Below are 12628 nucleotides of genomic sequence, written 5' to 3'. Positions count from 1 at the left end.
GAGACCACCTCCCGGTGTTGATTGAAAGAGCTCGCAGCTCATCGGAATAGCTGCGGCGTCAGCCGCGCTGCACCTTCGCCATCCGGTGCTGCAACTCGACCGTCGCCGGGTGCAGTTCGCGGAAGGCCTGGTAGAAGGGCTGGTAGGCCTCGCGACCACCGGGTGTGGGCTCGATGACGCCGCTGTGCGTCGTCCAGTCGGAATCCTCGCTGACCAGGCCGGTACCGACCCCGGCGAAGATCGCGTCGCCGTAGCAGGCACCCACCGATTGCTCGGTGATCTGCTGGGTCATACCGGTCACGTCCGACACGATCTGCGGCCACAACCCACCGGTGGTGCCGCCGCCGGTGGCGAACGACATCTCGGTCTTGACTCCGGCCTCGCGCATGCCCTCGAGAATGTGCTCGACGCCGAAGGCGGTCGCCTCGAGCAGCGCCCGGTAGAGGTGCCCGCGGCCATGGTTCAGGGTGAGCCCGAGCATCACGCCGCGGGCGTCCGGGTCGAGCAGCGGCGACCGCTCACCGGCGAAGTACGGCAGTGCGATGAGGCCGTCCGAGCCGCGCGGGACGGCGCGGGCCGCGGCACTCAGTTCACCGAAGTCGAACCCTCCGCCCAGCAGATCGCGCAGCCACTTGGTCAGCGAGCCGCTGGTGGCCATGCCGGCCACCTGGTTGTAGGTGCCGGGGAACAGGTGCGCGTTCACCCACAACGGCCGACCGGGAATGAACCGGTCGGTCACCGTGATGATCGTCATCGTCGAGCCGTAGATCAGCACCGAGTCGCCGGGCTTGCGCACCCCCACGCTCATCGCGTCGGCGAAGGCGTCGATGGTGCCCGCGACGACCGGAGTGCCCACCGGCAGGCCGGTGATGTCGGCGGCGACCGGGGTGACGGTGCCGACCACCTGGGACGGCCAGACCAGTTCGGGCATCTTCATGCCGGGCGCGATGTCCTCGCACCACTCGGTCGCCCAGGTGCCCTTGCCGACGTCGTACAACGGCTCGGAGTAGGACGCCGAGACATGGTCGAGCACGTAGGCGCCGGTCAGCTTGTAGGCCAGGTAGCTGCTGGCCATGAACCAGTACTTGGCACGCGCCCACACCTCGGGCTCGTGCCGCCGGATCCACAGCATGCGGCCGCCGACCGACTGGGCGTTCAGCGGGTTGCCGCAGATCTCGATGATCTTGTCCTCGCCGTAGCGCTCGGTGAGTTCGTCCAACTCGGCGGACGACCGGGTGTCGATGCCGTACAGGATCGTCGGACGCAGCGGCTGGCCCGACGCGTCGGCCGGCACGATGCACGGCCCGATGCCGCTCACCCCGACGCCGGCGATGACCCCGTCGCCGGCCTTCTCGAGCAGGTCGGCACAGATCGCCCGGAAGTCGTGCCAGAACACATCCTCGGCGTCCAACTCCGCCCAGCCCGGACGCGGCAGCGACACCATGTGCGCCTGTTCCGAGATCGCGATGACCTTGCCGTCCAAGGTGGTCAGGGCACCTTTGCTGCTACCCGTTCCGATATCGATCCCCATCAAATACTGCGGCTTTGCCACAACTACTCCCCTCTTCCTCCATTGGAAGATCCTGCCTGACTGAATTCTGCTTTCGTTGCAGCACAGCCGGTGATTAACCGGCCCCTATTCACGACGATCAAGAACTCCGCAGTCAACCAAGGAGTCCGGGGAATGAGATCAGTTGGAAGGAATTCCGATTAGACCACGTGGGGAACGCTTGGGTATTTATTGGACAGGCGTTGCGATTCATTTCCGCTGCCTGGAAATAGGCGCCGAAACCATTGGGTTACAGCAGGGATGATGAGGCGTCGCGGGCTCGTCGACGCGGCACGGGGGCACACCGCACCGGCGCGCCCCCGTGGCATGAGGTACCGCAGGTAGGGCCTGTGTCGGCCGGCCCTACCCGCGGAGGTTCCTACTGCTGCGGCCCGGTTCAGGCGTTCGGCAGACCGCAGGCACCCGAGTAGGGGCGCAGCGCGTCACGGACCCGGTCGATCAGCAGCTCGCGGCCGGTGGGTTCGAGCTCACCCTCACGGACCCGGTCGAACTGTTTGGGCAGGTACTGGCTGATCAGCGGCTCCGGAATGCCCACCTCGTCGAGATTCGCCAGCAGCACGTCGATGGCCTTCACGATCTCGTCGTAGGGCAGGTAGTAGCGGATGCGGTCGGAGTAGCTGAACCGGCGGGCGATCTGCTGCTCGTGCGCCGAGCCCTCGTAGTAGCCCTCCCAGTACCCGGGCGAGCCGAGCATCACCCGTTCGATCACCTCGACCAGGTTCGACCGCTTGGAGGCGTCCTCCACCAGCTGACCCTCGATCGCGTCGAGGGCGAACAGCCCTTCGCGCAGGTTGAAGGTGAGGCCGGGGCCCACCTTCAGGATCGCCCAGTGATCGAGCACCAGGTCACGCAGGTTGGATTCGGTCTGGTAGTCGGTGGAGTGCGCCTCGAACAGCAGCGTCGGCTCGCCGTCCAGGGCACCCTGCAGCGCAGTCGTGTTGGCCGAGACGTAGTCGATCACCTTGACGTGGTCGAACTCGACGGCGGGCTGCACCACGATCGCCACCACCTTCGACCAGGCATCGCCGGCACCCACCGCAGCGAACGCCTTCTTGTGCGCAGCGATGGTCTCTTGCGCCGCCTCCGGCGCGGTCGGCGTGAGCGCGCCCAGGGTCTCGTGGGCACCGCCCGGGACCGGAACCTCGGTGCCGATCACGTAGGACACCGGAATGGTCAGCCCGGCCTCTTCCGCGGCCTGCTCGGCGACCACCAGCAGCCGAGCGGCCCGCTCGGCGACGATCTCGTCGGTCAGCGGCACCGGGTCGCCGACACACGACATCGAGCAGTCCAGGTGGATCTTGGTGTAGCCGGCGAGCACGTAGGCACGCACCAGGTCCTCGGCCTTGGGCATGGCCGTCTCGGCGGTCTCCTGCTTCTGCCAGCGGTTGGGGCCCAGGTGATCGCCGCCGAGAATGATCCGCTCCCGCGGGAATCCCTGCTCGTCGGCGATGCCGAATACGAACTCGCGGAAATCGACCGGGGTCATTCCGGTGTAGCCACCGAACTGGTCGACCTGGTTCGAGGTGGCCTCGATCAGCAGCACACTGTCGTCGGCCAGGGCCTGGCGCATCGAGGCCTCGATCACCAACGGATGGGCCGAACAGACGGAATAGATTCCGACGCCATTTCCCGCTCGATTGTCGGACAGGATTTCACGCAATGCATCGCGCGACATATTTACACCTTCTCTTTCGTGAGCCCCCAGGGTATTCCCTGGATTATGGAACGTATGGATTCGGTCGGGCAAGGGCGGATCATCGGGCCGGGACTTCGTCGGTTGCCACCCGGAACATCACCTTGAGCCGGTGCTCGTCGCGGGATCGCATCGCCTCGAAGCCGCGGACGGCCTCGAGCAGCGGAATCTCGTGCGTGATCAGTACCTCCGGATCGACCAGCCCCGAACCGAGGATGCGGACGGCGTCCGACCACTCGTGACCGGGGAACGGGGCCGAGTAGGACATCCACGAGCCACGCACGGTCAGTTCGTGACGCAGGATGTGTTCGAACACCGTCGGGTCCAGGGTGAGGTCCTGGTGGGCGGTGCCGACGTAGACGACGGTGCCGCGCCGGGCGGTGATCGCCAGCGCCTGCCGCTGGGTGGGCGGCACCCCGGCGGTCTCCACGGTCAGCACCGGTGCGCCGTTCGCCGCGAAATGGGCGGCGACGTCATCGGTGAGCACGTTCACCGCGTAGGCGGCACCCAACTTCAGGGCCACCGCGAGGTTGCGCGGGTCGACGTCGACCACGGTGATCGGGCCGGCACCCTTGTCGCGCAGGGTGAGCACGGCCAGCAGGCCGATCACTCCCCCGCCCAGCACCGCCACCGGCTCACCGGGAATCACGTCGGCCCGCTCCACGCCGTGGATGGCGACGGTGAGCGGCTCGACCAGGGCGCCGACCTTGAGGCTCAGGTCGCCCAGCGGCACCAGGTTCACCGCGGGGACGGCGACCAGGTCGGCCAGCGCCCCCTGCCGCCGCGAGCCGATGAACGAGTAGTTCGGGCACAGCGACGGACGTCCGGCCAGGCACTCGGCACAGTCGTGGCAGGGCACCAGCGGCGCGACGGCGACCCGGTCGCCGACCCGGGCGGTGCTGACCGCGGAGCCGACCTCCGCCACCACGCCCGAGAACTCGTGGCCCAGTACCTGGGGGAAGCTGTGCACCGCCCCGTCGAAGTACCGCGGGATGTCGGAGCCGCAGATGCCGCAGTAGGCAACCCGGACGAGCACCTCGTCCGGTCCGCAGGTCGGGTCGATCTCGGTGACGGTGAGCTCTTGGCGGCCGGTGACCGCCACGGCCTTCACTTGGGTAGTCATGATGATGTGTTCTCCCTCATCCGAGTTCGGACTCGACGTAGAGCGTGCGGCGGCGGTACTTGATGAACGTGTAGACGAAGCAGGCGCCGTAGAGTGCGAGGATCACGAACCAGCCCACGGCGATGTCGCCGCCGATCCCCTTGGCCAGCAGATAGGTGATCGGGCTGCCGGCCTGGTCCAGCGAGGAGACCTGGCCGCCGGCCGGCAGCAGGTTCACGTTCTGCGCCAGCTGGGTCTGCAGTTCGACCATCTGGTTCGAGATCCAGATGGTCATCACCATGATCGCGGTGCCCGAGAACAACGTCCGGAAGATGTTGCCCTTGTGCACACCGACCGCGATGGCGACGAAGAAGCCGATGGTGGCCAGGTCGCCGAACGGCAGCACCCGGTTACCGGGCAGCAGCGCCGCCACGATGATGGTGAGCGGCACGAAGATCAGGCTGGCCGAGATCACCTGCGGATGCCCCAGCAACAGCGCCGGGTCGAGACCGATCCGGTAGTTGCCGTCCGAGAACCGCTTCTGCAGCATCTCGCGGGCGGCCTCGGCGATCGGCAGCAGGCCCTGCATGATCAGCTTGACCACCAGCGGCATCAGCAGCATGACGGCGCCCATCTTGACGCCCAGCTGCAGCGACTGGCCGATGTCGTAGCGGGCCAGCAGCCCGATGACGATGCCGAGAACGGTGCCGATCACCAGCGGCTGTCCGAACGGACCGAGCTTCTCTTCCAGCTGCTCGGTGGTCACGTTGATCTTCTTGACCCCGGGGATCTTCTCGAACAGGTCGTCGATCGGGGCGGCGATGACGCCCATGTAGGCCGAGGTGCCGTGCGGGATGGCGACGCCCTCCAGTCCGAAGAAGTTGTCGGTGACCGGGCTGAAGATGTCGCCCAGCTTGTAGGCGATGACGGCGTGCACGATGATGCCGACGATCCCCCACCAGAAGCTGCCGGTGGCGATCTGGACGATGGCGCCGGTGAACGCCATGTGCCAGATGTTCCAGATGTCGACGTTGAGCACGTGGGTGCTGCGGATCAGCAGCATCACGATGTTGACGGCGATCGCCACCGGAATGGCGATCAGGCCCATGTTCGAGGCCCAGGCCATCGGCGCCGAGCCGGGCCAACCCACGTCGATGACGGTGAGTCCGAGGTTGAAGTTCTTGGCCATCGCTTCGGCGGCCGGGCCGAGCGACTCGGTCAACAGGCCGACGACCAGCCCGATGCCGACGAAGCCGACACCGATGGTGAGGCCCGACTGCAGTGACTTGGCCACACCCTGTTTCAGGGACAGGCCGATGATGATGATGATCAGGGGCAGCATCACGCTGGGCCCCAGATCGACGATGTATTGGATGACTGCCAGTACGGCGTCCATACTTATTCAGATTCCTTCCGAATCACTGGGGTGCCGTGTCCCTGCCCGGACGCGGCACCCCGCCTGTATTTAGTTGCCGAGGATCTCCAGGATCTTGGCTTCGGTGGCCGCCAGGTTGATGCCGGAGATGAAGGCGATGCCGTGCACGACGGGCACGCCGTAGTCACGGCTGACCTTGGCGGTGGTGACCAGCAGATCGGCCTGCTCGGCGCGTCCGGCGAGTTCGCTGATCCGGCACTGCTGGACGTCGACCGCGATGCCGTTCTTCTCGCACAGTTCGCGCACCCGGTTGGCGGCGACGGTGGAGGTCGCGACGGCTCCGCCGCAGGCGACGATGATCTTCTTCATGGTTCTCTCCTCATTGAGGGTTGGCTGACCGGAGTTGGTCGATGGGGTGGTGCTCGTCGGGGGCGGGTGGTCTTCGGGCGGCGCTCAGATGCCGGCGAAGGCCTCATCCATCAGGGTGATGATGGCTGCGGGGTCGTCGGCGGCGTTGACCGCCGCGACGAAGTCGGCGTCCTGCAGCTTGCCGATCATGTGTGACAGCAGCGGGACATGGTTGGCGGCGTCGGCGAAGACCAGCATGAAGACCGTCGACACCGCGACCGCGGAGTCCTCGTCGCCGCCCATGGCGCGGAAGGTCACCGGCTCGGCCAGCGACGCCACGGCGATGGTGTTGCCGCTGACATGGTCGGCGGAGGTGTGCGGGATCGCGACGCCGCCGGAGATCTCCAGGCCGGTCGGGAAGTCACGTTCACGTTCCTGCAGGGCCGCGACGTAGCTGGTCTCGGCCAGGCCGGCGTTGGTGACTGCGCCGCCCATGATCCGCAGCAGATCGTCGCGATCGGCGGCGGCGAGTCGGGGGAACATCAGTTCATTGCGAAATTCCAAGGGAATCCTCCTGTGCGATGACGACCGACACGTCGGCCTCATGGAGTGCCCGGCTCAGCTCTGCGCCGGGTGTTCCGGTGGTGATCACCAGATCAAACTGGGAGAGGTCGGCCAGCCGGTTGACCGCGATGGTGTCGAGCTTGTCCGCGGCGGCCAGCACCACCACGGTGCGGCAGTGGCTCATCGCCTTCTGCGAGGTCGCCCCTTCCAGCGCGTGGTGGTTGGTGACGCCGGCCACCGGACTGATGCCCGCACAACCGAAGAACCCGACGTCCATGTAGACGCTCTCCAACGCCTTCTCGGCCATCGGCCCGAACAGCGACCCCTCGTTGCTGCGAATGGTGCCGCCCAACACGACCGTCTCGATGGAGTCGCTGCGGGAGAGCCGGGTGGCGATCGGCAGCGCGTTGGTCAGCACCCGCACCCGCCGGTGTTCCTGGACCAGGGCGTCCGCCAGCGCGTAGGTGGTGGTGCCGTAGTCGAGGTAGATCGTCGACCCCTCTTCGATGTTGGCCATCGCGGCCCGGGCGATCGCCTGCTTGGCGCCCAGGTGGACGGCCAGCCGGCGCTCGTAGGCGCTCTCCTTCTCGGTCGGACGGATCCGCGCCCCGCCGTGCACCCGAACCAGCAGCCCGCGTTCGTGCAGGTCCATCAGGTCCTTCCGGATCGTCTCCGGTGATACGTCGAACAGTTTGCTCAGCGCCAACGCCTTGACCGATTTCTGGCTATGAAGGAGTTGGAGAATCGCCTTGTGGCGCTCGTCGATATCCACGTAGTTGCATCCCCTCGGTTTGAGCTGCACTCGCCATGTGTGGCGAACATGCTGTGAATCCTGCCGGAAACCCAACATTTTCGCAACCCCTACCCCAGGTCGATGCAACCTCGCGCGGAGCCGTGATTGGAGCGTCACAGCTGGTGAGCATAGGGACAGTCGGCCCTGAAATGACATCGAGAGCTTTCACATAGTGAGACGCCCCGCGCGCTCGTCGCCTGCCTCTACTTGGGAACCCAAGCTAACCCACTTGGGCTGCATTGGGGCGTGGAGAGGCAGGCGCCGAACGATTCCCATGCACCGAGAACTACGTCCAACCCCGGAGAGCCGGCGCTTGGGCTCACCATTTTTCCGGGCGCCGCCGGCTATCGGCCCCGAGTGAGGCCGAAGTCCCGATGCAGCGCGCGGACGGTGGGGTCAGGGCCGGAGGAACCGGAAGTAGAAGGCACCGAACACCAGGACGATGCCGACGTTGACCGCCAGCCGCGGCCATGGTGCGTCCTTGAAGAAGGCGACGTCGACGCCGACCACCACAGCGACCATCGCGAGCACGTACAGCACCGTGCCGACCCAACCAGTCATGGCTCCTCCTACGGGCGCGCCCGGTGCGGGAGAGGATCGGGTCCGCTCACCTCCAGTATTGCCGCGTGCCCACCCTTTCGGGTCAACCGATCGGCGTCGGCCCAGGACTACAGTCCGCGCATGCCGCGCCTGCGTCGAGTCTCTCCCGGCAGCCCGGGCTGGACCCGTCGTCGCACCGGGCGCGGCTTCCACTACGTCGATGAGCACGGTGACCCGCTCGACCCCGACCAGGTCGAGCGGGTCCGTGCCCTGGTCATCCCGCCGGCCTGGCGCGACGTCTGGATCTGCCCGCTGCCGCAAGGGCACCTGCAGGCCACCGGCCTGGACGCGGCCGGACGCCGCCAGTACCTCTACCACCCGCGGTGGCGCGAGTTACGTGACCGGGCGAAGTTCCAGCGGGTGACCGATGCCGCCCACCATCTGCCGCAGGCCCGCGACCGGGTGGCCGGCGACCTGGCGCTGGACGGGATGCCGTTGGAGCGTGCCGTCGCGGCCGCCGTCCGGTTGCTCGACCTGGGCTGTTTCCGGATCGGCAACGACTGCTACGCCGACGCCAACGGCTCCTTCGGGCTGGCCACTCTGCAGCGCCGCCACGTCCGCCGGGACGGGGATTCGCTTGCCTTCCGGTTCGTCGGCAAGTCGGGCATCGAACACCGCCTGAGCATCGCCGACCCGGCAGCCATCGAGGCGTTGCAGGTGATGCGCCGCCGGCACGGCGGTGACCGGCTGCTCGCCTATCGGAACGGCAATGTCTGGCACGATCTGACCTCCACCGCGGTCAACGGCTACCTGGCCGACCTGTTCGGCGGCACGTTCACCGCGAAGGACTTCCGCACTTGGCACGCCACCGTGTTGTTCGCCACCTCGCTGGCCGAGAGCCTTCCAGGGCAAGGCAGCGCGACCGCCCGGGCACGGACGATCAGGGCGTCCGTGCAGCAGGTGGCGACCTACCTGGGCAACACAGCGGCGGTGGCCCGCGGCTCGTACATCGACCCCCGGATCACCGATCGCTACCAGGCCGGGGAGACCATCGCCGACACCGTCGCTCGCCACTACCGGACGCCGGACCAGCGCCGCGCTGCCCTCGAGCAGGCCGTCCTCGACCTGCTCGGCTGACACGGCAGCCGGTTCCCTCCGCTCGGGTGTAGTTCGGTGGCAGAGCGCGACGCAGGGTGGAGTCATGACCGTCACCACAGCACAGCAGACCATCGCCTTCCTCGTTGCCTCCGAAGGCATCGAAGAGGTGGAACTGACCGAGCCCTGGAAGATGATGGAACGCGCCGGCCACGTCCCGGTGCTGATCTCGCCCGATGCCGGCACCGTGCAACTGTTCAACCACCTGGAGGCCAGCAACACCCGTCCGGTCGACGTGGTCGTCTCCGAGGCGTCCGTCGACGACTACGGGGCGCTCGTCCTGCCCGGCGGTGTCGCCAACCCGGACGCCCTGCGCACCGACGAACAGGCGGTCGCCTTCGTCCGCGACTTCGTGGCGTCCGGCAAGCCGGTGGCAGCGATCTGCCACGCCCCGTGGACGCTGATCGAGGCGGACTGCGTCCGCGGCCGACGGGTGACCTCGTGGCCCAGCCTGCAGACCGACCTGCGCAACGCCGGCGCCGAATGGGTGGACGAGCAGGTGGTGCTCGACGGCAACCTGATCACCAGCCGCAAGCCCGACGACCTGCCCGCCTTCAACGAGCAACTGGTGCAGGCGCTGGGCGGCTGACTACTGGACGTCACCCTCGGTGATGTTCGAACCGGCAGCTGACGGGTAAAGGCCAAGCATGGACTATCACGACAAGATCGCAGTGGTCACCGGCGCCAACTCGGGCATCGGTGAAGCGACTGCGGTGCGGCTGGCCGGGATGGGCGCCACCGTGGCCGTGGTCGGACACCGCGCCGGGAGCGCGGATCACGTCGTCGACCAGATAGTCCGGGCCGACGGCACCGCGCTCAGCCTCGCCGCTGATGTCGGCGATCCGGACGCCGTCGAGCAGCTCTTCAGCGAGATCGGCGAACGCCTCGGACGGGTCGATCTGGTGGTGGCCAACGCCGGCATCAACGGGGTCTGGGCGCCGCTGGAGGAGCTCGGCTGGCAGGACTGGCAGCAGACGATCACGGTCAACCTGGGTGGCACCTTCCTCACCGTGAAGCACGCCCTGCCGCTGCTGAAGGCGGCCGGCGGCGGCTCGGTGGTGATCACCGCGTCGGTCAACGGCACTCGGATGTTCAGCAACAGCGGTGCCAGCGCCTACGCGGCCAGCAAGGCGGCCCAGGTGGCCTTCGCCAAGTCCACCGCGGTCGAGTTGGCCCGGCACTCGATCCGGGTCAACGTGGTCTGCCCCGGCAGTGTCGAGACCGAGATCGACGACAACACCGAGCAGCGCGACACCGACGGCCTGCACGTGCCGGTCGAATATCCCGAAGGTCAGATCCCGCTCACCGGCACTCAATCTGCTCGTGCCGAGCAGGTTGCCGATCTGATCTGCTTCCTCGGTTCGGACGCCGCGTCGCACATCACCGGCACCGAGGTCTGGATCGACGGCGGCCAATCCCTGCTCGCCGGCTGAGGGTTCGGGCCCTAACCAGCCAGCTGGGTGGCTTCCGGTTCCAGCTCGGAGCGCAGGGTCTCGGTGATGCGGCGGATCAGCCGGGACACCTGCATCTGCGAAACGCCGAGCCGGCGGGCGATCTCACGCTGGGTGCACTCCTCCACGAAACGCCAGGCCAGCAGGGCGCGGTCGCGACCGGACAGCCGTCCGACCGCTCGCCGCAGCGCGAGGCGCTCGATCACCGTGGCACCCAGATCCTCCTCGGACGGCACCTGCGAACCGACCGATTCGCGCGATCCGTCCCCGTAGGCGACGTCCAGCGAGGCCGGCTGGTAGCTGTCGGAGGTGTCCAGGGCGGCCCGTAGCTCGCGCGCGCAGACGTCCATCTGGTGCGCCAGTTCGTCGACGCCGAGATCGCGACCGAGGGACTGCTCCAACTCGCTGCGCTGGGCGACCGCACTGGCCCGCAACTCCTGCAGGTGACGCGGCGGACGGATCATCCAGCAGTGGTCGCGGAAGTAACGCTTCAGCTCGCCGGTGATGGTCGGAATGGCGTAGGAGGTGAAGGTCGCACCCTGATCGGGCCGGTACCGCTCGATGGCCAGCCACAGCGCCATCCGGGCGACCTGGACCAAGTCGTCGTGGTCCACGCCACGGCCCCGGTAGCGGCCGGCCAGCGTGTCGCACAGTGACAGGTGTGCCTCGACGATTCGCTCCGCAGTGTGCCGGCGCTCGACCGGATCGTCGCTGGCGTGCAGCAACGCGAAGAGGTCACGGGTGGAAGGGTCGAATGGTGCGGCTGTGTGCGCCATGGCGCTCCTCGGTACAGCCGAGTCAGCACCTGGTTTGACCGCTCAGACGTCTTCGACCCTGCCACGCGAATTGGCGCAGCGCAACAGTGACGAGCCGAACTGGCGACTTATTCAGCCGGCTGCCAGGTAGCCGGCGTGCAGGCCTCGCCGCATGCCCCAGGAGACGGCCTGGGTGCGGCGCGCCACCCCGATCTTGCGGTACGCGGAGCGGATGTAGCTCTTCACCGAATTGGGGCTCAGATACATGCCCTCCGCGATCTCGGAGTTCGACATGCCCTGGGTGATCAGGGCGAGCACCTCGGCCTCGCGTGAGGACAGCCCGTCCTCGCGTCCGGGCCACTGCCCGCCGCAGGAGGCCGTCCGTCGTTCGGGCACGGTGACCAGCTGGCCGGCATGCACCCGCTCCAGCGCCGACACCAACTCGCGCGCGCCCATCGTCTTCGACAGGTAGCCGGACGCGCCGTCGCGCAGCGCGCGGTCCATCAGCGCGGGCAGCAGGTTCCAGCTGTACACGACCGCCCGTCGAACCCGGCGATCACGCACCAGACGGCCCAATACGTCGGGGTCGTCGCTGCGTCGGCGCAGCGGGTCGTACAGCGCGATGTCGACGGATTCCGGGATCTCCACCCCATGCCAGGATCCGGCCAATTCGATCCGGCCGGCGGATCCGGCGAACATGTGCCTCAGGCCTGCGGCCACCAAGTCACAGTCGTCGATCAGCGCCACTCGGAGGGCGGGCGTTGCGTGCATCGTCGATCCTCACTCCCTGTTCGGCCGCCGGGACCTGCCTGGACACAAAGTCCGGGTGGCTACCGGCGGAAGCCTCGTACGGTGCGGGTGGGGGCCGGGCCTCGTGAACCTCAACCTCACCCAAAACGGTGATACCCAGCCGGCCGCGGGCTAAACCTCGAACCGCTGCGACGCAGGTGCCTCCCTCGGTAAGGTGGGCGTCGCCGGCTGCGTTGGCCTGCGCGTGATTCCTGGAGGGCGCAGTGACCTTCGTGCAGCCATCGACGGCGGGCGAGGACGAAATCGTGACGGCCCCTGCCGGCCGTCGGCTGGATGCCTTGCTCGCCCTGTTGCGGCAGTCGGCCTCCGACACCGATGAGGCGGCGCGGGCACGACGCGCGTTGGGCGCGCTGGCGGCGAATACCGCCGATCATCCCGGCGTCTGCCTCTACCGGGCGTCGGCGCTCGAGGCCGAGCCGACCCCGGCGCCGCTGGCGGCCGTCGGGCAGCAGCTGGATCCGCTGCGCGCCCT

14 protein-coding genes are annotated in these 12628 nt (G+C 67.7%); 4 read left to right on the top strand and 10 right to left on the bottom strand.

Annotated elements, in window-relative coordinates; translation table 11 throughout:
* Positions 1-58: 58 nt before the first annotated feature.
* The 8 genes from QM624_RS06915 to QM624_RS06880 form a co-directional block, all read right to left on the bottom strand.
* Positions 59-1531, bottom strand: a complete 1473-nt coding sequence (locus QM624_RS06915) for an FGGY-family carbohydrate kinase (protein ID WP_415090127.1) — start codon at positions 1529-1531, stop codon at positions 59-61.
* A 415-nt stretch (positions 1532-1946) separates the two neighbouring features.
* Positions 1947-3245, bottom strand: coding sequence for a D-tagatose-bisphosphate aldolase, class II, non-catalytic subunit (locus QM624_RS06910; RefSeq protein WP_415090125.1), 1299 nt, complete (start codon positions 3243-3245; stop codon positions 1947-1949).
* A 79-nt stretch (positions 3246-3324) separates the two neighbouring features.
* On the bottom strand, positions 3325-4386 hold the full coding sequence (locus QM624_RS06905; protein WP_415090122.1) for a galactitol-1-phosphate 5-dehydrogenase: 1062 nt from the start codon (positions 4384-4386) through the stop codon (positions 3325-3327).
* A 16-nt stretch (positions 4387-4402) separates the two neighbouring features.
* Positions 4403-5761, bottom strand: coding sequence for a PTS galactitol transporter subunit IIC (locus tag QM624_RS06900; protein ID WP_415090120.1), 1359 nt, complete (start codon positions 5759-5761; stop codon positions 4403-4405).
* A gap of 69 nt (positions 5762-5830) precedes the next feature.
* Positions 5831-6109, bottom strand: coding sequence for a PTS galactitol transporter subunit IIB (gatB, locus tag QM624_RS06895; protein ID WP_415090117.1), 279 nt, complete (start codon positions 6107-6109; stop codon positions 5831-5833).
* An 84-nt stretch (positions 6110-6193) separates the two neighbouring features.
* A complete protein-coding gene (locus tag QM624_RS06890) occupies positions 6194-6652 on the bottom strand; it encodes a PTS sugar transporter subunit IIA (protein WP_415090115.1) in 459 nt (152 codons plus the stop codon).
* Positions 6636-7424, bottom strand: coding sequence for a DeoR/GlpR family DNA-binding transcription regulator (locus tag QM624_RS06885; RefSeq protein ID WP_415090114.1), 789 nt, complete (start codon positions 7422-7424; stop codon positions 6636-6638). The genes QM624_RS06890 and QM624_RS06885 overlap by 17 nt, the downstream gene beginning before the upstream one ends.
* A gap of 417 nt (positions 7425-7841) precedes the next feature.
* Positions 7842-8006: a hypothetical protein gene (locus QM624_RS06880; RefSeq protein WP_415090112.1), complete on the bottom strand. Its 165-nt coding sequence runs from the start codon at positions 8004-8006 to the stop codon at positions 7842-7844.
* 120 nt (positions 8007-8126) lie between these two features.
* Here QM624_RS06880 and QM624_RS06875 point away from each other — a divergent pair, with 120 nt between their 5' ends.
* The 3 genes from QM624_RS06875 (at position 8127) to QM624_RS06865 (ending at position 10573) form a co-directional block, all read left to right on the top strand.
* Positions 8127-9122 carry a DNA topoisomerase IB gene (locus QM624_RS06875; RefSeq protein WP_415090110.1) on the top strand — a complete coding sequence of 332 codons (996 nt, stop codon included), beginning with the start codon at positions 8127-8129 and terminating at the stop codon, positions 9120-9122.
* A gap of 64 nt (positions 9123-9186) precedes the next feature.
* Complete coding sequence (locus QM624_RS06870; protein WP_415090107.1) at positions 9187-9729, top strand: type 1 glutamine amidotransferase domain-containing protein; 543 nt, start codon at positions 9187-9189, stop codon at positions 9727-9729.
* Between the two features lie 58 nt (positions 9730-9787).
* Positions 9788-10573: an SDR family oxidoreductase gene (locus QM624_RS06865; RefSeq protein WP_415090105.1), complete on the top strand. Its 786-nt coding sequence runs from the start codon at positions 9788-9790 to the stop codon at positions 10571-10573.
* Positions 10574-10584: 11 nt separating this feature from the next.
* Here the strand turns inward: QM624_RS06865 and QM624_RS06860 are convergent, their stop codons facing one another.
* Positions 10585-11367, bottom strand: a complete 783-nt coding sequence (locus QM624_RS06860) for a sigma-70 family RNA polymerase sigma factor (RefSeq protein WP_415090103.1) — start codon at positions 11365-11367, stop codon at positions 10585-10587.
* 111 nt (positions 11368-11478) lie between these two features.
* Entirely contained in the window at positions 11479-12117 is a 639-nt protein-coding gene (locus QM624_RS06855) for a response regulator transcription factor (protein ID WP_415090101.1), read from the bottom strand.
* Positions 12118-12401: 284 nt separating this feature from the next.
* Between QM624_RS06855 and QM624_RS06850 the strand changes: the two genes are divergently transcribed.
* A partial coding sequence (locus QM624_RS06850) for a hypothetical protein (RefSeq protein WP_415090099.1) occupies positions 12402-12628 on the top strand: 227 nt, incomplete at its 3' end.

It is taken from the genome of Micropruina sp. (genome assembly GCF_047606365.1).
In the GTDB taxonomy this organism is placed as follows: domain Bacteria; phylum Actinomycetota; class Actinomycetes; order Propionibacteriales; family Propionibacteriaceae; genus Micropruina.
This window is presented reverse-complemented; position numbering and strand designations above follow the sequence as displayed.